This is a genomic window from Luteimonas saliphila (assembly GCF_016774335.1).
In the GTDB taxonomy this organism is placed as follows: Bacteria; Pseudomonadota; Gammaproteobacteria; order Xanthomonadales; family Xanthomonadaceae; genus Luteimonas; species Luteimonas saliphila.
The window spans coordinates 104027-122557 of the sequence record NZ_JAETWA010000014.1; the positions used below are offsets into that span (position 1 = coordinate 104027).

Here is an 18531-nt window from a genome sequence, read left to right on the forward strand (position 1 = left end):
CCGGTGCGCCCGATGCTCACGACGCCGCGCGCACCGTGCCCGTCGCGCTGCGGTTGGGAGGCGGCGGCAGGATGAAGTCGCGGTAGTCGTTCGGGTCGCCGCCGTGGCCGGCCTCGGCCGCCTTGACGATGTTGAAGACCTCGCGCGCGTTGACGTAGTGCAGCACGTGGCGCTCGCCGTCGTTGTAGTGCTGCTCGAGGTGGCTGAACATCGCGTCGACCGCCGGGCCGAGCACGACTTCGGCTTCCTTCTCGGGGGCGCCGTGGGTGTGGATCTTGATGAAGATCCACTCCGGCCGGCCCTCGACGTGGATGCCGGTCTCCACCCAGCCGTCGACCCGCGCGGGCGTCGGCGGGTAGTTGGCGCGGATGTCGGCGTTCTCCACCCGCGGCACGAAGCCGTGCCGGCGGTCGCGCCAGTTCAGCCCGACCGGGCCCTGCACCAGCAACAGGTCGCCGCTGGGCGTGCCGCCGGCGCGGACCGGGACGCCGCGGTCGTGCGATTTCGGTCGGAGGGGGTCGTCGGTGGCGTAGTAGATCGAGTTGACCGTACTGGTCTGGGTGTCGCTCGGCGCCGAGGGCATGGTGAAGTCGGCATAGCAGCCCAGTTCGCGCAGCAGGATCAGTTCGTTGTCCAGCCCGCACCAACGGCCGTCGGGACGCGAGTTGTCCAGGCACCAGTTGCCGTGGATGAAGCCGAACATGATCTCGCCGGTGTCCGGGTGCCGGGGCAGGGCGCCGTGCCGTTCGTGCAGCAGCTGCTTGAAGCGCGCGATCGACTCGCGGAAGTTGGCTTCGGTGTCGTTGTCGTGGTGCAGGTGCACCTCCAGCTCGCCGTAGCCGTCGCGGCACAGCGCTTCGAGCTTGGCCAGGTGCTCCTCGAGGTATTCCTCCTCGGGATAGAAGAAGCCGTGCTGCGGCCGGCGGCCATCGGCGTCGCGGTGGCGGTCGGCGAGCGCACGGTAGTCGCGGCACCAGCGGTCGACGCGGGCGCGCTGCACCTCGAGGTCGGGGCGGCCGTGCATCGGTTCGTAATGGTCGACGAAGCAGAACATCACATGGGTCGGGCCAGCGTGCTTCGCGCGCGGCTTGCGGCGCACGTACTGGGGCAGCCAGAGCTGCATGTTGCGTGCGCGGATGAAGCGCGCCACCACCAGCACGATCGCGAGAGCGATCGCGGCCAGGATGGCGGCGAGCCACCAGAGGGCGGAGTTGCTCATGCCTGGCGCTCCTGCGGCAGCAGCGACAGCAGTTGCTCGGCGTTGTTGCGCCAGCGCCGTTCGCGTTCGATGTAGGCGCGCGCCGCGGCGCCGACGCGCTCACGCTCCTGCGCGCGATCGCACAGGGCGATCACCTGGTCGACGCAGGCCTGCATGTCCTTGCGCGGGAACAGCCAGCCGGTGGCGTCCGGTTCGATCACCTCGGCCACGGGCTCGTAATCGGGCGCGACCACCGCGACGCCCATGGCCATCAGCTCGAACAGCTTCATCGGCGAGCCGTACTCGTTGGAGTCGGGCAGGAACGCGTAGTCCATGCAGGCAATCCACTCGGGGATCTGGTGGTGGGGCACGCGCCCGGGCAGGCGGATGCGGTCTTCCAGGCCCCGGGCCTGGACTTCGCGACGCACCGCCGGCAGGTCGGCGCCGTCGCCGACCACCAGCAGGGTCAGCGCGGGGGTGTCCTGCAGCCGGTCGATGATCGTCTCGACGAAGCCGGGCACGCCGTGCCAGCGGGCGAACACGCCCATGTGTCCACACACGACGCGACCGTCCAGTCCATGCAGCCGGCGCAGCGCGTCGCGGTCGTAGCGTTGCGGATCGAAGCGGGCGTCGACCGCGTTCGGCGACACCACCGATGGCGGCAACCGGCCGTAGTGCGTCGCCAGGAGCTCGCGGAAATAGGTGGAGATGAACACGATGCCGGTCGCCTGGGTCAGGCACCAGGCCTCGATCCGCCGCGCCAGCGACTTCAGCCACAGCGGCCGCAGGCGCTGGACGACCGCGGAGTCGTTGATCTCGAGGATGATCGGAATGCCGTGGCGGCGCGCGAGCCAGACCGTCATGAACAGGAACAGCGAGTAGCGCTCGTAGATGAAATCGGGGCGGTTGCGCGCGATCTCCGCGCGGATCCGCCACCAAGTGACGAGGTTGTAGCCGATCTCGGCGAACTCGAACAGCACGCCGGGCAGGCGGCTGACGAGGGTCGCCAGCCGGCCCTTCTCGTCGCCGGTGGGCGCTGCCGGCGCGGTCGATCCCTTCGCCGTGGCCGCTGCGGACGCCGTCGCGGGCTCGGCCTCGGGATCCGCGCCGGGGAACGAGATCACGCGCACCTCGCAGCCGAGTTCGCGCAACGCATTGGCCACGCCGCGGATGTGGACGCCCTCGACCCGGCGGCCCTGGGTGCGGTGGTGGTAGAGGACTTTCATCCGCGACCCCGCGGCATGGCCCGGACCTCGAAGCCCTCGTCGCGCCATCGCGGCAGCAGCGCGGCCAGCAACTGCACGGTCGCCTCGGTGTCGTCGTGCATCAGCAGCGTGTCGCCGCTGCACGGTGGATCGGCCTGCATCTGCGCGAACAGCGTCGGCGCCGGCAACTGCTGGTAGTCGTGGCTGTCGTACGACCAGAAGGCGACGGTGCGGCCGATGCGCGCGAAATGCAGCAGCAGGTTCGGCGGCAGTACCCCGCACGGCGGGCGGAACGGATGCGTGCCGCTGCCGTCGTAGCGCGACAGGGCCGCGTCGGTGCGCTCGATCTCCGCGAGCTGCTGCGCAAGCGGCAGCTCGTCCATCCGTGGATGGCTCCAGGAGTGGTTGCCGAGCGCATGGCCGTCGGCGACGATCCGACGCACCAGCTCGGGGTACTGGTCGATGCGCTCGCCGATCAGGAAGAAGGTGGCGGTCGCGTCGTGCGTCCGCAGCAGGTCGAGCACGCGCGGGGTGAACTCGGGATGCGGGCCGTCGTCGAAGGTCAGGAACAGGGTCTTGCGGGTCGCCCGCACGCGGGTGATGACCAGCCGCGACGGCAGCAGGCCGAGTGCGCGGGTCTTGCGGGAACGCGGCTGGATGGCTCGATTCATGCGTTTGCGGGCCTGGCTGCGTCGACCAGGATGCGATCGAGGCGGCGCACATTATCGTCCCAGCGGAAACCGGCGGCGTGTTCGAGGATCGCCTCGCGCGACCAGTCGCGTCCGAGCGCGTCGCCGAGCGCCCATCCGAGCGCCGCGCGATCGTGCGCCGGCACCAGGATGCCGGCGTGGGCGGGCAGGACCTCGGGGATGCCGCCGACCGCGGTCGCGACCACCGGCAGGCCGCAGGCCATCGCCTCGAGTACGACGTTCGGCACTCCCTCGTTGTGGCTGGGCAGGCTGAGCAGGTCCGCGGCCTGCATCCACAGGGCCAGTTGCTCGTGCGGACGCGCGCCGGCGAGCAGCACCATGTCGGCGATCCCGAGCTGCTGCGCGCGTCGCGACAGGGTCGCCGCGGCCGCACCCGACCCGACGAAGGCCAGGCGCGCTTCGGGCTGGCGCGCCACCACGGCCGGGAACGCCTCCAGCAGATCGACGCAGCCCTTGCTTTCCTTCAGGTTGCCCACGTACAGCACCAGGGGCCCCTCCGGCGCCAGCGCCAGCGCCTGGCGGGCGGCTGCCCGGTCGCCGGGACGGAACCGTTCGCCATCCACGCCGTTGTAGAGCAGGTGGACGCGTCCGGGCTCGACGCCCAGTGCGCGCGCCTTGCCGACGAGCGCGTCGCTGACCGCGACCACGGCGCGGGCGCCGCGCAGCGCGGCGGCGATCTGCGGCCGGTGCGACGGCTGCTCGGCCTGCACGTTGAGGTCGCTGCCGTGCACCTTGACCACGTAGGGCAAGCCCAGGCGCTTCGCGAGACGCGCGGTGCCGATCGCATCCGGGTACGCCCAGCTGGCCAGCAGCAGGTCGTAGCGCCCGTCGCGCAGCATCCTGCGGCGCTGCGCGAGCAGCGAGGCGTACCAGGCCAGCCCGTGCAGGCCGCGGCCGATGCGCGGCGGGTACCAGAACGTGAAGTCCGTAGCGCGCGCGTGCCGGAGCACCGGCGCAGCGCCGCGCGGACCGCGCAGGCGGTCGCGGAAGTCGACCGCGACCATCACGTCCAGCTCGTGGAACTCGGCCAGCCTGTCGAACTGCTGCCGGTTGAAGCTGGCGCGAAGCGGATCCCAGGCGGTCGGGAACAGGTTGGTGAGCGCGAGGATCCTCATGTCCGGTCGTTCGCGTAGACGTCGAGGTAGCGCGCGGCCATGACCTCGAAGGTCGAGTTCGCCAGGAGCCAGGCGCGGCCCGCGCGTCCCATGTCGGCGGCGCGCTGCGGATCGTCGAGCAGGCTGACGATCGCGTCGGCGAGCGCGTCGGGGTCGCGCGGCGGCACGACGAGCCCGTTGACGCCGTCGGCGACGATCTCGGCGTTGCCGCCGACCCGGGTCGCCACGATCGGCAGCGCGCAGGCGCAGGCTTCGAGCAACGCGATCGAATAGCCTTCCGAAATCGACGACATCGCGAACATCGAGAACGCGGGCAGCAGTTGCGGCACATCGCTGCGATCGCCGAGCAGGAACACCCGATCGGCAATGCCCGCCTGCGCGATCGCGGCTTCCACCGCGCCGCGCTCGCCGCCTTCGCCGGCCAGCACCAGCGCCACGTTCTCGCGGCGCGCATGGACGAGGGCGAAGGCATCGACCATGGTGCCCAGGTCCTTGGCCCAGTTCAGCCGCCCGACGAAGCCCACCAGTTCGGTCCCGGGGGCGAGTCCGAGGCTGGCGGCCAACTGCGCGCGCAGTTCCGGGTCGCGCTGGCGGAAGGCGTCCGCATGGATGCCGTTGGGCAGCACGTGCAACTTGTGCGCAGGGACCAGGCCGGTCTCGGTCAGCCGTTGTCCGGCCGCTGCGGAGACCGCCACGGCCGCGTCCGTCCAGCGCATCGACTGGCGGAACAGCCACTCCCGCCGGCTGGTGGGGCTCACGTCGCCCATGCCGTGCCGGGTGTTGACCACCCGGCGCAGGCCGAGCCCGAGCGCGGCCACCCTCGCGTGGTAGTGCGCAGTGCCGTTGTGGCTGTGCAGCACTTCGGTGCGTTGCGAGGTGAGCGCGCGGCGCAGGCGCAGGATAGCGCGCAGGTCGGCGCCGTCGCGCTTGCCGCAGGCGATCACGCGGATCCCGTGCGAGACGAGTTCCGGCGCCAGCGAACCCGCCTCGAACAGGCAGATGACCTGGCAGTCGTGGCCCGCGGCCACCTGCGCCCTGGCGAGGTCGATGACTACCCGCTCGAGACCGCCGCGGTTGAGGTTTTCGACGACGTGGCTGATCCTCACGGCAGCCTCGACACGGTCACGCGCAGCTTGCCGCTCGCGGTGAGCGGGATGTCGTCGACGCGCTGCAGGTCGAGGCTGGCGTCGTCGCCCAGCACCTTCGACACCTCGCGCCGCACGTAGGCTTCCTGCTCCACGCCGAATTCCGGACCCGGCACGATGTTCAGCGTGAAGCGTTCGAGACTGTCCTGCACCACCTGGAAGCGGCGCACGCCGGCGACGTCCTTGAGCATGTGCGGGAAGAATTCGCCCGGCAGCACGCGACCGTCTGGGGTACGGATGGCGTCGAGGCGGCGTCCCTCGATGCGGCTCAGGCGCGGCAGCCCGCGCCGGCCGGTGCTGTGCCACGGGGCCTTGCGGCTGGCGACGTCGCCGTTGACGTAACGGATGAAGGGCATGCCCAGGTTGTGCAGGTCGGTAATGGCGAGTTCCCCGGTCTCGTTGCCGTCGCCGGCTTGCGTTGCGTCCGCCAGTTCGACCACCAGGTGGTCGGCGTTGATCAGCAGCCCGTCGCGATCCTCCGCTTCGCAGGCGATCAGCATGAATTCGCGGCAGCCGTAGGTGTTGTAGGCCCTGGCGCCCGGGAACGCGGCTTCGATGATCGGTCGCTGGAAATCGTGCAGCGCCTCGGCGGCGCCCAGCACCGACACCACCCCCGGGATGCTGCGGCCCTGTGCGAGCAGCCACTTCGATAGACGCACGATGGGGTCGACATAGGCCACGATCACTTCGGGCCGGTATGCCGCGATGGCGTCGGCGTAGGCCGCCATGTTGTCGTCGCGCATCAGGAAGCTGTTGAGCATGCGGCGGTGGAACGCGGCGTGGTACAGACGCTCCTTCAACTGCGTGGTGCGGCCGGGATCGCCCACCGCACCGCCCCACAGGAACAGGGTGCGGCGTCCCATCCTGGCGCCGGTCCAGCCGTAGCCGCGCCACATCACGGCGGAACGGCGGTCGTTGCTCTCGCGGGTGTAGCCGAAGCGCAGCGGCTCGCCGGTGGAGCCGCCGGTGGCCTTGTACAGCAGCCCGTCGCGCAGCGAGCGCGCCTTGAGATCGTCGCCATGGGCGCGGATGTCGGCCTTGGTCAGCACCGGCAGGCGCGCGTAGTCCTGCATCGACTTGAGGTCGCCCGGTTCGAATCCCTCGGCCTGCCAGCGCGCCCGGTAGAACGGCACCTCGCTCCAGCAATGCGCGACGAGCGCCTGCAGCTTGGTCCACTGGATCTGCGCGATCTCATCGGGCGAGCGCCACTGGTTGGCTTCGTACTCGGCCAGGTAGCCCAGCGTGCGGCGTCCCCGCAGCGACTCGTACGTCGGGAACAGGAGGTGCCGGAACGCGTGTTCGTACAGGCTCATGCCGCGGCTTCCGCGCGGCGCGCCGCCCAGACGAGGATGCGGCCCACGAAGGCGGGACGCCCCTTGCCAAAGCGCGCATGCATCTGCTGGAAATGCTGCAGGTCGGCCGCGCTCCAGAAGCCGAGCAGCACGGTCGCGATGGCGTACAGCGCCGCGAGCAGCGCCCCGCCGATCGCCAGCGTCGGCACCGGCGGAAGATGGCCACGGACCGGCCATGCGGCGCCCGCCGCGGCCGTCGCCGCCAGCAGCACCCGCGCGATGCGCGACCATTCCAGGCGCGCCCCGCTGTAGTGCAGTGCGAGGCCGATCACCAGCGATCCCGTCAGCACGCTGGTGGCGGCGAACGCGGCGATCGCGCCGTTCAGCCCGTGGCTGCGGATCAGCGCGACATCCAGCCCCACCTTGACCAGCGAACAGGCCAGCACCGCGATCATCAGTGCGCGCTGCCGGTCCGATCCGAGCAGGTAGCCCGATGCCGCCTGCGACAGCATCGGGATCGCCCCGGCCGCGAGGCAGCACGCGAACAGGAAGGCGGCCGGGGCGAACGCCGCGCCGTAGAGCAGCCTGATGATCTCGTTGGCGAACACCACGCCGAACGCCACCAGCGGTGCCGCCAGGGCGGCCAGGTAGGTGGTGGACATCGCCAGGCGCCGGCTCGCGACCTCGCGGCCCTGGGCCAGCGCATTGGCCATCATCGGCAGCAGCAGGGCGCCGAAGACGCCCGGCACCAGCAGCAGCGCGCCGCTGGCGAGCTGGAAGGCGACCTTGAACTGGCCGGCCGAGGCGGAGGAGTCGAACAGGGTCAGGAACAGCACCTCGACCTCGCTCGCGGTCACGAAGCTGACCGCCACCGTGACCGCGACCAGCGCGGTGTAGCTGCGCAGGCGCCTGCGCGTGTCCTGGTCGAGCGGCTGGCGCGTGGCCCGCGGCGGCAGCAGCGGCGCGACCTGGCGGCGCGAGATCCACCAGAACACGAAACTCGAGAGGGTGAACGTGCCCAGGAACCATTCCATCGGGCCGTCGAGCCACCACACCAGAAGGATCAGCAGCAGATTGAGCGGCGCGACGATGATCGCGATGACCGCGGTGGCGCGGAAGTTCTCGTAGCCCTTGGCGATGCCGATGTTGAGCATGTACGACGCGCGCAGCGCGGTCGTCACCAGCAGGATCAGCAACAACAGCCCGTGGTTGAAACCGGGCATCAGCCGTTGCCCCTGCAGCAGGAACAGCGCGGTGCCGCCCAGCAGCACGACCGCGAGGAAGCCGGCCTGCACGCGCCACGCCCATCCCAGCAGCGAGCGGATCTGCGCATCGCGATCGGAACCACGAAGCTCGGCCACGAACTTGATGACCGCGCTGGCGACGCCGGAGTTGGTGATCACCACCCCGGTGGCCACCAGCCAGATCACCAGGCTGTAGGCGCCGAAGTCCGCCGGACCCAGGTGCCGCGCGATGATGATCGACGTCAGCATCCCGAGGAAGTACTCGGTGTAGATGCCGACCGACGAGAACAGCGTGTTGCGGATGACCCGGCCGCGCGTGCTCATGACGCCGCCATCACGAACAGCACCTTGACCACCAGCCACAGCGCGATCGCGCTGCCCAGCGAAGCCACGCACCACTTGAACCAGTCGCGTCGCACGCTGAAGACCGGAAGGCCCGCCCAGCGCTCCTGCGCGCCGCCGTACCAGCCGGTCACCAGTCCCAGCAGGATGTAGAGCAGGATCACGTAGCTGCGGCTGAGGAAGAACGCGCATGCGAAGAAGCCGACCATCGCGATCAGCAGGGTCATCGCCATGCGGCGCTCCTCCTCCCACGCCTGCTGGTGGTCGGGGTCCTCCATGACCGCCGGCAGGCGCAGCACCATCACCGGCATGAGCACGCAGTAGCCGACCATCGCCAGCCAGACCGTGTAGCCGATCAGGCCGGTCTCGGCCAGCACCAGCACGAACGAGTTGTGCGCGGTGAGGAAGGTGTGCTCGGTGAAGTTGCCGACGCCGACCCCGAACACCGGGTTGGCCAGGAACATCTGGATGCCGTCGTACCAGGTCTCGATGCGGCCGTAGGCGGACGACTCGCCGGCGTCGAGTTCCTGCATGCGCGTGGGCAGGGCCATCAGCACTGCCATGCCCGCGGCACCGAGCGTGCCGGCGACCACCAGCCCGCGCCGCAGCCACAGCCACACGCCCGCCATCGCCATCACCGCGAGGAACGAGCCGCGCGAATCGGTGAGGTACACGCCGTAGAGCAGGGCGACCGCCACCGACCACCAGAACAGGCGCCGCAGCCCCATCGCTCCGCCGCGCCCACCCATCAGCAGGGCCATCGGGATCGCGATGATGAACAGCATCGCCAGGTCGTTGGGATCGCTGAAGATGCCCACGTACTGGATGCGACCGTCCTGCACGGTCGGCATGCCGGTCCAGCCCTGGCCGAGCTTGACCTGCTCGATGCCGTGGATGGTCAGCACCAGCGCGCACAGCGCGATGACCCACATCATCCGCAGCATGTTCCTGGGCGAGTGGCCGGCCTGGGCGATCAGCACCAGCGCGATCAGCGCGGGCAGGAAGTGCAAGAAACGCGAGATCGCGCCGCCGGCCCAGCCGTTCACGACCATCGAGAACATGCCGATGACGATGAACACGACCAGCAACAGGTAGGTCGGCTGCCGGAACGGCCGGCGTTCCGAGCTGAGGGCCCAGCCGCCGAGCGCGCCGAGCATCGCGATCGGCAGGATCGGGATCCCCATGTCGACCAGTGCGGGGTATTCCTGAGGGCGGATCAGCACCAGCGCCAGCCAGACGAGCAGGAACAGCATCACGATGGGTACACCCGCAGCTTGGTGGCGTGCGAGAACAGTTCCGGCGCGGCGAGGATGCCCTGGAACCAGCTCTGGTCGACGTCCGCTTCCACCGCTACGCGCAGCAGGCCGTAGCGGTTCGCGTCATCCGGCACGCTGACCCCGTTGATGTAGCTGAAGCCGATCCGGAATCCCTGCGCACGGACCGCGTCGATCACCCGGGCGTCGTATGCGTCGGGACCGCCCACCGGATAGGACACCGCGATCGCCGGCGCCCCGAGCTCGGCCGTCAGGCGCGCCTGGCACTCGGAGACTTCGGCCAGCAACGCCTCGTCCGGCAGCTTGGCCAGCATCCGGTGGTGCACGCCGTGCCCGCCGATCTCCATGCCGCCGTCGCGCATTTCGCGCAGCTGGTCCCAGGTCATCGGCCGGCAGTCGACGTGCCCCGCCGCCCGCGGACGGCCGCAGCGGGCCTGCAGCTCGTCGATCACGCCCTGCTGGCCGGCGTCGTCGAGGTACTTGAGCCGGTCGAGCACGGTACCGGTGAGTGCGTGCCGTGCGTCGCGGTCCGCCGGCAGCGGAACGTCGATCGCCAGTTCCGGCAGGCGCAGGCGCGCGTCGCTCATGGTCACCACCAGGTGCGCCACCCAGTCGTAGGCATAGGGCATGCCGCTGTCGATGTGGCCGGTGGCCACGAAGAACGTCGCCGGCACGCCGAGCTCGCGCAGGATCGGGAAGGCCACCGCGTGGTTGTCGTCGTAGCCGTCGTCGAACGTGACCAGCACGGCATCGCGCGGCAGGGCCGGGCCGCCGTCGAGCGCGGCCACCACCTCGCGGCAGGAGACCGGGTGGAAGCGGTCGCGCAGGTGCCGCATCTGGCTGTGGAAGCGGGCGGGCGACGCGCTGACCAGGGCGCGATCGAACGCGAACTCCCGCGCGACGTCGCGTACCCGGTGATAGGCCAGTACCCGCAGATCCCGCCGGAACAGCCCGCGGACCGTCCGCAGGAGCGGCAGCATGCCCCAGGCGGACGCATATTCGGCCAGGCGCTGGCGCCGGCTGACGACGGCCGGTCGCGGCCCGTACGCTGCAACGATGGCGGGATCAAGCGACATGGATCGGCGGGCGGCCGCCCGTGTGCACGGACGATGGTCCGCGCCGCGAGCGGTGCGCCTGGTTCCCCCTGGTGGCAAATACGACAGACACTTTCCCGGTCATCGCGTGCGCGACGGCTTCCCCACCGGCAGTGCCCGACCCCTGCATGCAAGCATAGGCGTTCGCGGAGGGGGTTGTCATCGCGTCGCGATGCATGCGCAGCTGCTGGCCGGCGTGGGCCCGGTTTCGCGTACGCTGTCTCGAATCGATCGCCTGTTGAACCGCCGGATGTCCGACCAGACCGACTTCATCGCCCTGTACAGCGAACTGGGTATCGAGCCGGACTGCTCGCTGGACGGCCTGCGGATGGCCTATCGGCGTCGCGTCGCCGATCTGCATCCGGACCGCGGCGGCGGTTCGGGCGAGGACGAACTCAAGACCCTGAACCTGCAGTACGCCGCCGCGCTCGAATTCCACCGCCACTACGGCCGCCTGCCCGGTGCGCCCGCGGCGCCCGCGCGCCGCCAGCCGGGCGCACCGCAGCGCGCCGGGGAACCCATCGCCGAGGTGGAGGAGGGGGAGCAGGCGCCGCAGGCGCGCCGTTCCTCGCGGATCGTCGTGTATGGCATCTTGTTGCTGTCGGCGCTGCTGGTGTGGTGGCTTTCGCGCACCGACGGTCCGTCGCCCGGATCCAGTGGTGGTGTTGCCGGAAACGAACGTGGAACGGCGCGATCCGCGGCCATTGCGCTGCGCCAGGGCATGCATGCGCAGGACGTGGTCGCGATGCTCGGCGAACCGGTCAGCCGCGAGCTCGGCGGCACGCACTGGGTGTACGGCTCGTCGTGGGTGCGCTTCGAATGCTCGCAGGTGATCGACTGGTACAGTTCGCCGCTGCAGCCCTTGCGCGCCTCGCGCTCGCGTCCCGGCGAGGAGGGGGCCGCGGTGCTGGCCCGCGCCGATGCCCGCCGCTGCCCTCCGGTGGCGGCGTCGTCCGGGCGAACCTGGTAGGCCATGGACCGCCTCAACGCGAAACTCAGGAAAGCCGTCCGCCGCACGTGGATGAAGTACGCCATGCGCGGCGTGGGCGGCGCCGACGACTACGGGCGGCTGGACCTGGCCTACCGGCTGGGCGATCCCTGGAACATGGAGTCTGGACTCGAGCAGGCGCGCTTCGCCGCCACCAACGCGCTGGTGGCGCGCACCTTCGGTCGGGTGGGCAGCCTGCTGGAAGTCGGCTGCGGCGAGGGCCACCAGACGCTGTCCCTGCAGCAGCTCGCCGACGAGGTGTACGGCATCGACGTCAGCCCCACGGCGATCGAGCGCGCCCGCCAGCGCGTGCCCGGGGCGCAGTTCGCCGCCACCGACATCGGGCACCAGCCCTGGGGCGACCAGCGGGCGCGTTTCGACCTGGTGGTGGCCTGCGAGGTGCTGTACTACATCAAGGACATCCCGGCGACGCTGTCGCGCATGAGCCACCTCGGCAGTGCCTGCCTGGTCACCTTCTTCGTGCCCGCCCTGGTGCGCGTGGGGCCGCACCTGGAGGGCATCCCGGGGCTGCAGAAGGACTGGCTGCACCACGCGGGCGAGACCTGGCTGGCGTGCTGGTGGCGCAATCCATGAGTCATCGGCCGGAGCGCGCGCCCGTCGCGCGCAGGGGGAACTGAAGAATGTGCGGGCTGGCGGGATATCTGGGCCACCCGGCCGCGGATGGCGGCGGGCTCGACGTGCTGCAGCGGATGATCCACACCCTCGCGCACCGCGGGCCGGACGGCTACGGCTTCCATGTCGAGCCGGGCGTGGGCCTGGCGCACGCGCGCCTGTCGATCATCGACCTGGCCACCGGCGACCAGCCGATCCACAACCCCGCGCGCACCGTGTGGACGGTCTTCAACGGCGAGATCTTCAACTTCGTGGAGTTGCGCGCCCGGCTCGAGGCGCAGGGGCACGTGTTCTACACCCGCTCGGACACCGAAGTCATCGTCCACCTCTACGACCGCTACGGCGACCGCTTCGTCGAACACCTCAACGGGCAGTTCGCGATCGCGCTGTGGGACGGCGCGCGCCGACGGCTGGTGCTGGCGCGCGATCGCGCCGGGATCCGCCCGCTGTACTGGACCCGCGCGCGTGGGGCGCTGTGGTTCGCCTCGGAAACCAAGGCGCTGTTCGCGGCCCTGCCCGAGCGCGCGCGGCTGTCGGTGACCGGCGTGATGCAGGCCTTCACCTACTGGGCGCCGCTCGATCCCGACACGGCATGGGAGGACGTGCACAGCCTGCCCCCCGGACATGTGCTGGCCGTCGAGGACGACGGCAGGCAGACGCTGACGCGCTACTGGGACTGGACGTTCCCGGTCGCGTCGCAGTCGCGTTCCACGCGTTTCGCCAGCATCGAGCAGGCGGCCGGCGAACTGCGCGAACGGCTGGTGGACGCGGTGCGCCTGCAACTGCGTGCCGACGTGCCGGTGGGCGCCTACCTCAGCGGCGGACTGGACTCCTCGGGCATCGTCGCCCTGATCCGGGGCTTCACCGACACCCCGGTGCGGACGTTCTCGGTCGCCTTCGACCAGCCCGAGTTCGACGAAAGCGAACACCAGATGGCGATGGTGCGGCACCTGGGTACGGACCATTCCACCCTGCGCATCTCGCCGCGCGAGATCGGCCGCGCGTTCCCGCGCCTGGTCGCCCACGCCGAAACCCCGGTGCTGCGCACCGCCGCGGTGCCGCTGATGCTGCTGGCCGATTCGGTGCGCGCGCACGGCTACACCGTGGTGCTGACCGGGGAGGGCGCCGACGAGGTGTTCGGCGGCTACGACCTGTTCAAGGAAGCCAAGGTCCGGCGCTTCTGGGCGCGGCAGCCGGGTTCGGCCTGGCGACCGACGCTGCTGTCCAGGCTCTACGGCTACCTGGAGAACTCGCCGGCGGCCAACCCGGCGTTCGCCGCCTCGTTCTTCGGACAGGGCAGGGAACACATCGACCGTGCGGTATTCGCCCACGTACCTCGCTGGACCACCTCGCAGCGCGCGCTCGCCTTCCTCGCGCCGGAGCTGCGCGTGCAGGCCGCGCAGTGGGATGCGCTCGCGTTCGCCGAATCGCGTCTGCCTGCGGACATCCTCGACTGGGCGCCGCTGGCGCGCGACCAGTACGTGGAGGCCAAGACCCTGCTGGCGGGCTACCTGCTGGCCACCCAGGGCGACCGGGTGGCCATGGCCGGTTCGATCGAGGGCCGCTACCCCTATCTCGACCACACGCTGATCGAATGGGCCAACACCCTGCCGCCATCGTGGAAGATCCGCGGCCTGACCGAGAAACACATCCTCCGCCTCGCGCTGCGCGACCTGCTGCCGGCCGACATCGCGCAGCGCACCAAGCAACCCTACCGTGCGCCCGACAGCGCCAGCTTCTTCGAAGGCGGGCAGCCGCTTGATTACGTGGGCGACCTGTTCGCGGCCGACAACCTGCGCGCTTGCGGGATGTTCGATGTCGACGCGACGACGCGGCTGTTCGCCAAGGCGCGTGCCGGCCGGGCGATCGGGTTCGCCGACAACCAGGCTTTCGTGGGCGTGCTGTCGACGCTGTTGCTGTTGCGCAACCGCGCCTGCGCCACGCCCGCGCCGGTCGCAAGTCCAATTGCCACGGGCGCGACTTGAGTCGCGACCGCCCGTCTTCGTAGGAGCGGCTTCAGCCGCGACCGGCTCGCCGCAGCGGGGACAAGCGCCTGCCCGGTCGCGCCTGAAGGCGCTCCTACAAGAGGCATGGGCGTGCCGGCTGTCCGGTTCCCGCCTTCGTAGGAGCGGCTTCAGCCGCGACCGGTTCGCCGCAACCCAGACTACCGTGCCGCGATCGTCACCCCGATGGTGTCCACCGCCGGGCGAGTCGCACACCACGGCGCGCCCACGGGTTCACGCCTACGGTACGGGTTTGAAGCCGGGACCTGCGACAGGCTCGAGTCGCAGGAGTCTGCCGTCGGTGCTGTCGGTGAGCAGATACACGAGGCCATCGGGTCCGACGCGCACGTCGCGGATCCGATCGCGACCCTGCAGCAGGCGTTCCTCGTGGACGACGCGATCGTCGTCGAGTTCCAGCCGGATCAGCGCCTGTCCCGCCAGCGCACCGACCAGCAGGTGGCCGCGCCATGCGGGGAACGCGTCTCCGGCGTAGAACGCCATGCCGCTGACCGCCGGCGACCTCGGCCAGTAGTGCAGCGGCGCTTGCGTGCCTTCGGCCTCGCTGCCGAGCGCGCCGGGCACCGGCTGCCCCGAGTAGTCCAGCCCGTGGGTGGCCAGCGGCCAGCCGTAGTTGCGCCCGGCCTGCGGCAGGTTGATCTCGTCGCCGCCCATCGGGCCGTGCTCGTGGCTCCACAGCACACCCGTGTCCGGATGCAGGGCCAGCCCCTGGATGTTGCGGTGGCCGTAGCTCCAGATCTCCGGCCGCGCGCCGTCGCGGCCGGTGAAAGGATTGTCCGCGGGGATGCTGCCGTCGGGATGCAGCCGCACCAGCTTGCCCTGCAGGTGGTCGAGCAACTGCGCCTTGTCTGCGGCGCGGTTGTCGCCCGCGCTGGCGAACAGCATTCCCTGCGCGTCGAACGCGATCCGCGAGCCGACGTGCGTGCCGTGCGACAGCTTCGGCTCCTGGCGGAACACCACTTCCACGTCCTCCAGCCCGCGCTCGCCCAGCCGCCCGCGCGCCACCGCGGTGCCGGCCTTGTTGCCGCGCCAGTTCGGTTCGCCGTAGGACAGGTAGACCAGCCGGTCGTCGCCGAAGGTGGGCGAGGTCACCACGTCGAGCAACCCGCTCTGGCCCTGCGCGAAGACCAGCGGCACACCGTCCAGCGCGGCCGAGATCGTGCCATCGGTGTCGATCCGGCGCAGTCGCCCGGGACGTTCGGTCACCAGCATCGAGCCGTCCGGCAGGAACGCCAGCGACCAGGGATGGACGAAACCCTCGGCCAGCACGCGTACCGCGTACGCGCCGTGCTCGCCCTGCAGGACCTCGACCGGCGCGTCCGTCACGCTGCGCGGAATGGAGACGATGTCCGCCCCGCTGTCCGGATCACGTTCTATTCCACAGGCCGACAGCGCGATCGCGACGCACACGCATCCAGCCAGCATGGCATTCTGGACGCCCGCGAAAACGAAAAGGCGCGAAGCGCGCGAGTCGGTGGTCACCATCATCTTCCTACCCTGGGGCATCGGAGCGACATGAGCCGGCGACAGCAGATCAGGCAGTTCATCCTCGGCAATTTCCTGTTTACCGACGACGAGTCCGCCATTGCCGATGATACGTCGCTGATCCGGCAGGGAATCGTCGATTCCACCGGAATCCTCGAACTGATCGGCTTCATCGAGGAGACCTGGCCGGTCAACGTGCCGGCCGAGGACATGACCCCGGCCAATTTCGACAGCCTCGCATCGATCGACCGCTATCTCGACGGCCGGCTGGCGGCCTGACCGGGCCGGCACGATGGAGACCCTGGTCGCGCGGCTGGAACGCACCGCCGCGGCGATGCCGGACCGCACCGCGCTGCAGCAGGGCGCAGACCGCCTCGACTACCGCGGCCTGCGCGATGCGGCGCTGGACTTCGCGCGCATGCTGCGCGCGCGCGGCATCGTGCCGGGCGACCGGGTCGCGGTGACGTTGCCCAACTGCATCGAGGCGGTGGTGGCCTGGTACGGCTGCTGGCGGGCCGGCGCGATCGTGGTGCCGCTCAACGCGCAGGTGCGCGAACGCGACTACTATCCATGGCTGCTGCACAGCGGTGCGCGGCTGCTGGTGCAGGATGCGGCGCATGAAGACGGCGTGCGCGCCGCTGCCGCCGCCGGGGTTCCGGTGCTGTCCGCCGACCGTTGCCTTGCCGGTGCCGGCGGCGCGCACGAGCTGCCGCGCGAGACGGCCGCGACCGCCGCGGCCCTGCCGCTGCCCGACCCCGACGCGCTGGCGGCGATCCTCTACACCTCCGGGACCACCGGCGCGCCCAAGGGCGTGGCTCTGAGCCACCGCAACCTGGCCGCCAACACTGGGTCCATCCTCGATTATCTCGGGCTGGGCGCCGACGACAGCACCGTCAGCACCCTGCCGTTCTACTACGCCTACGGCGCCTCAGTGCTTCACACCCACCTGGCGGTCGGCGCGCGGATCGTGCTCGAGGACAACCTGGTGTTCCCGCACCTGGTCACCGAGGCGCTGGCGCGCGAGCGGGCGACCGGCTTCTCCGGCGTGCCGTCGACGTTCGCGCTGCTGCTCGACCGCGGCCAGCTCGACCGCCACGACCTGTCGTCGCTGCGCTATCTCACCCAGGCCGGCGGCGCGATGGCGCCGGCGCTGACCCGTCGCGTACGCGCCGCGTTCCCGCAGGCGCGGCTGTTCGTGATGTACGGCCAGACCGAAGCCAGTGCGCGGCTGACCTGCCTTCCGCCCGAACGGCTCGACGACAAGCTCGGCTCGGTCGGCATGCCGATCGCCGGCGTCGAGATCCAGGTCCGGCGCGAGGACGGCAGCGCCGCGCCCGCCGGCGAACCGGGCGAGGTCTGGGCCCGCGGCGACAACGTCATGAGCGGTTACTGGAACGCGCCGGAGGCCAGCGCCGCCACTGTGGTGGACGGCTGGCTGCGCACCGGCGATCTCGGCCATCGCGATGCGGACGGATACCTGTGGCTCGCGGGCCGTCGCAGCGACATGATCAAGACCGGCGCCCACCGCGTGCACCCGGCGGACGTGGAGGAGGTGATCGCCGAGCTTCCCGGCGTGCGCGAGGTGGCGGTGGCCGGGGCCGACGATCCGCTGCTTGGCCAGGTGGTGGCCGCGTTCCTCGTGACCGAAGGCGATGCCCCGACCGAGATGGCGGTCAAGGCCCATTGCCGGCAACGGCTGCCAGGCTACAAGATTCCGAAGCAGGTCGCCTTCGTAGCGGAGCTGCCGAAAACCGCGTCGGGCAAGATCCGCCGCGCCGCATTGACCAGGGGAACCGATGACCACGCTTGATCCCTCCGTGCTGGACCTCGACTACGCCGCCGAAGCCGACCGCATCGCGAAGCGGCTTCGCGAGATCGTCGCGCGCGACCTGCACCGGCGCGGCCTCGTCGTCGCGATCTCCGGCGGCATCGACTCCACCACCTGCGCCGCGCTGGCGGTGCGCGCGCTGGGGCCCGAACGCGTGTTCTGCCTGATCCTGCCCGAGCGCGACTCCAGCGACGACAGCGCGGCGCGCGCCAACATCCTCGCGCAGCACCTGGGCGTGCGCGTGCACACCCACGACATCGCCCCGGCGCTGGCGGCGATCGGCTGCTACGAGGCGCGCGACAACGCCGTGCGCGCCGTGCTGCCCGGCTACGGCGAGGGCTGGAAATTCAAGATCGTCATCGCCGGCGGCGCGCAGGGCCTGATCAACCGCTTCCGCATCGTCGCCGAGGATCCGGCCGGCGCGTGCCACGAGCAGGACCTGCCGCTGCAGGCCTACCTCACCATCGTCGCGGCCACCAACTTCAAGCAGCGCATCCGCAAGACGCTCGAATACTTCCATGCCGACCGGCTCAACTACGCCGTGACCGGAACGCCCAACCGGCTGGAGTACGACCAGGGCTTCTTCGTCAAGAACGGCGACGGCGCGGCCGACGTCAAGCCGATCGCGCACCTGTACAAGAGCCAGGTCTACGCCATGGCCAGGCACCTGGGCGTGCCCGAGCGCGTGACCTCGGCCACGCCGACCACCGACACCTATTCGCTGGCGCAGGGCCAGGACGAGTTCTACTTCGCCCTGCCGTACGCGCAGATGGACCTGGCGCTGTGGGCGCTCAACCACCACCGACCCGCGAGCGAACTGGCCGAAGCGCTGGGCGTCACCGAGGCGCAGGCGCAGGCGGTCTACGACGATATCGCTGCCAAGCGCCGCACCACCGCCTACCTGCACCGCCCGCCGGTGCTGGTCGAGCCGGTGCCCGAACCGCACGGGCACTGAAC

The 18531-nt window shown here is 70.6% G+C and carries 16 protein-coding genes; 6 read left to right on the forward strand and 10 right to left on the reverse strand.

The window, feature by feature from the left end; genetic code table 11:
- Positions 1–16 precede the first annotated feature (16 nt).
- The 9 genes from JMO03_RS03530 to JMO03_RS03570 are packed head-to-tail and all read right to left on the reverse strand — an operon-like array spanning position 17 to position 10505.
- On the reverse strand, positions 17–1219 hold the full coding sequence (locus tag JMO03_RS03530; protein ID WP_238345866.1) for a hypothetical protein: 1203 nt from the start codon (positions 1217–1219) through the stop codon (positions 17–19).
- Positions 1216–2424: a glycosyltransferase family 4 protein gene (locus JMO03_RS03535; RefSeq protein WP_202840266.1), complete on the reverse strand. Its 1209-nt coding sequence runs from the start codon at positions 2422–2424 to the stop codon at positions 1216–1218. Before JMO03_RS03535 ends, JMO03_RS03530 begins: the two co-directional genes overlap by 4 nt.
- A complete protein-coding gene (locus tag JMO03_RS03540) occupies positions 2421–3074 on the reverse strand; it encodes a polysaccharide deacetylase family protein (protein ID WP_238345867.1) in 654 nt (217 codons plus the stop codon). The genes JMO03_RS03535 and JMO03_RS03540 overlap by 4 nt, the downstream gene beginning before the upstream one ends.
- Positions 3071–4228: a glycosyltransferase family 4 protein gene (locus JMO03_RS03545; RefSeq protein ID WP_202840268.1), complete on the reverse strand. Its 1158-nt coding sequence runs from the start codon at positions 4226–4228 to the stop codon at positions 3071–3073. The genes JMO03_RS03540 and JMO03_RS03545 overlap by 4 nt, the downstream gene beginning before the upstream one ends.
- Positions 4225–5334, reverse strand: coding sequence for a glycosyltransferase (locus JMO03_RS21460; protein ID WP_202840270.1), 1110 nt, complete (start codon positions 5332–5334; stop codon positions 4225–4227). Before JMO03_RS21460 ends, JMO03_RS03545 begins: the two co-directional genes overlap by 4 nt.
- Positions 5331–6686: a phenylacetate--CoA ligase family protein gene (locus tag JMO03_RS03555; protein ID WP_202840272.1), complete on the reverse strand. Its 1356-nt coding sequence runs from the start codon at positions 6684–6686 to the stop codon at positions 5331–5333. Before JMO03_RS03555 ends, JMO03_RS21460 begins: the two co-directional genes overlap by 4 nt.
- Positions 6683–8233 (reverse strand): oligosaccharide flippase family protein, encoded by a 1551-nt coding sequence (locus tag JMO03_RS03560; protein WP_202840274.1) that lies wholly within the window; start codon positions 8231–8233, stop codon positions 6683–6685. The genes JMO03_RS03555 and JMO03_RS03560 overlap by 4 nt, the downstream gene beginning before the upstream one ends.
- Positions 8230–9504 carry an O-antigen ligase family protein gene (locus JMO03_RS03565; RefSeq protein WP_238345868.1) on the reverse strand — a complete coding sequence of 425 codons (1275 nt, stop codon included), beginning with the start codon at positions 9502–9504 and terminating at the stop codon, positions 8230–8232. Before JMO03_RS03565 ends, JMO03_RS03560 begins: the two co-directional genes overlap by 4 nt.
- Positions 9504–10505: a polysaccharide deacetylase family protein gene (locus JMO03_RS03570; RefSeq protein ID WP_202840278.1), complete on the reverse strand. Its 1002-nt coding sequence runs from the start codon at positions 10503–10505 to the stop codon at positions 9504–9506. Before JMO03_RS03570 ends, JMO03_RS03565 begins: the two co-directional genes overlap by 1 nt.
- Positions 10506–10869: 364 nt before the next feature.
- Between JMO03_RS03570 and JMO03_RS03575 the strand changes: the two genes are divergently transcribed.
- Genes JMO03_RS03575 through asnB form a run of 3 tightly spaced genes read left to right on the forward strand, consistent with a single transcriptional unit; the run spans position 10870 to position 14225 of the window.
- Positions 10870–11589, forward strand: coding sequence for a J domain-containing protein (locus tag JMO03_RS03575; protein ID WP_202840280.1), 720 nt, complete (start codon positions 10870–10872; stop codon positions 11587–11589).
- 3 nt (positions 11590–11592) lie between these two features.
- Positions 11593–12201: a class I SAM-dependent methyltransferase gene (locus JMO03_RS03580; RefSeq protein ID WP_202840282.1), complete on the forward strand. Its 609-nt coding sequence runs from the start codon at positions 11593–11595 to the stop codon at positions 12199–12201.
- A 47-nt stretch (positions 12202–12248) separates the two neighbouring features.
- Positions 12249–14225 carry an asparagine synthase (glutamine-hydrolyzing) gene (gene asnB / locus JMO03_RS03585; RefSeq protein ID WP_202840284.1) on the forward strand — a complete coding sequence of 659 codons (1977 nt, stop codon included), beginning with the start codon at positions 12249–12251 and terminating at the stop codon, positions 14223–14225.
- 258 nt (positions 14226–14483) lie between these two features.
- On the opposite strand, the gene JMO03_RS03590 is transcribed toward asnB, so the two are convergent.
- Positions 14484–15686 (reverse strand): PQQ-dependent sugar dehydrogenase, encoded by a 1203-nt coding sequence (locus tag JMO03_RS03590; RefSeq protein ID WP_202840292.1) that lies wholly within the window; start codon positions 15684–15686, stop codon positions 14484–14486.
- A 90-nt stretch (positions 15687–15776) separates the two neighbouring features.
- Here JMO03_RS03590 and JMO03_RS03595 point away from each other — a divergent pair, with 90 nt between their 5' ends.
- The 3 genes from JMO03_RS03595 to nadE are packed head-to-tail and all read left to right on the forward strand — an operon-like array spanning position 15777 to position 18529.
- Positions 15777–16025, forward strand: coding sequence for an acyl carrier protein (locus JMO03_RS03595; protein ID WP_202840294.1), 249 nt, complete (start codon positions 15777–15779; stop codon positions 16023–16025).
- Between the two features lie 13 nt (positions 16026–16038).
- Positions 16039–17556: a class I adenylate-forming enzyme family protein gene (locus tag JMO03_RS03600; RefSeq protein ID WP_202840296.1), complete on the forward strand. Its 1518-nt coding sequence runs from the start codon at positions 16039–16041 to the stop codon at positions 17554–17556.
- Positions 17543–18529 carry an NAD(+) synthase gene (gene nadE / locus JMO03_RS03605; protein ID WP_202840298.1) on the forward strand — a complete coding sequence of 329 codons (987 nt, stop codon included), beginning with the start codon at positions 17543–17545 and terminating at the stop codon, positions 18527–18529. Before JMO03_RS03600 ends, nadE begins: the two co-directional genes overlap by 14 nt.
- Positions 18530–18531: the final 2 nt, after the last annotated feature.

What these genes read in the sequence shown, in the direction of transcription:
- JMO03_RS03530 (WP_238345866.1), bottom strand. Translation starts at nt 1,219, where the DNA reads ATGAGCAACTCCGCCCTCTGGTGGCTCGCCGCCATCCTGGCCGCGATC.
- JMO03_RS03535 (WP_202840266.1), bottom strand. Translation starts at nt 2,424, where the DNA reads ATGAAAGTCCTCTACCACCACCGCACCCAGGGCCGCCGGGTCGAGGGC.
- JMO03_RS03540 (WP_238345867.1), bottom strand. Translation starts at nt 3,074, where the DNA reads ATGAATCGAGCCATCCAGCCGCGTTCCCGCAAGACCCGCGCACTCGGC.
- JMO03_RS03545 (WP_202840268.1), bottom strand. Translation starts at nt 4,228, where the DNA reads ATGAGGATCCTCGCGCTCACCAACCTGTTCCCGACCGCCTGGGATCCG.
- JMO03_RS03555 (WP_202840272.1), bottom strand. Translation starts at nt 6,686, where the DNA reads ATGAGCCTGTACGAACACGCGTTCCGGCACCTCCTGTTCCCGACGTAC.
- JMO03_RS03560 (WP_202840274.1), bottom strand. Translation starts at nt 8,233, where the DNA reads ATGAGCACGCGCGGCCGGGTCATCCGCAACACGCTGTTCTCGTCGGTC.
- JMO03_RS03565 (WP_238345868.1), bottom strand. Translation starts at nt 9,504, where the DNA reads ATGCTGTTCCTGCTCGTCTGGCTGGCGCTGGTGCTGATCCGCCCTCAG.
- JMO03_RS03570 (WP_202840278.1), bottom strand. Translation starts at nt 10,505, where the DNA reads ATGCTGCCGCTCCTGCGGACGGTCCGCGGGCTGTTCCGGCGGGATCTG.
- JMO03_RS03575 (WP_202840280.1), top strand. Translation starts at nt 10,870, where the DNA reads ATGTCCGACCAGACCGACTTCATCGCCCTGTACAGCGAACTGGGTATC.
- JMO03_RS03580 (WP_202840282.1), top strand. Translation starts at nt 11,593, where the DNA reads ATGGACCGCCTCAACGCGAAACTCAGGAAAGCCGTCCGCCGCACGTGG.
- asnB (WP_202840284.1), top strand. Translation starts at nt 12,249, where the DNA reads ATGTGCGGGCTGGCGGGATATCTGGGCCACCCGGCCGCGGATGGCGGC.
- JMO03_RS03590 (WP_202840292.1), bottom strand. Translation starts at nt 15,686, where the DNA reads ATGCTGGCTGGATGCGTGTGCGTCGCGATCGCGCTGTCGGCCTGTGGA.
- JMO03_RS03595 (WP_202840294.1), top strand. Translation starts at nt 15,777, where the DNA reads ATGAGCCGGCGACAGCAGATCAGGCAGTTCATCCTCGGCAATTTCCTG.
- JMO03_RS03600 (WP_202840296.1), top strand. Translation starts at nt 16,039, where the DNA reads ATGGAGACCCTGGTCGCGCGGCTGGAACGCACCGCCGCGGCGATGCCG.
- nadE (WP_202840298.1), top strand. Translation starts at nt 17,543, where the DNA reads ATGACCACGCTTGATCCCTCCGTGCTGGACCTCGACTACGCCGCCGAA.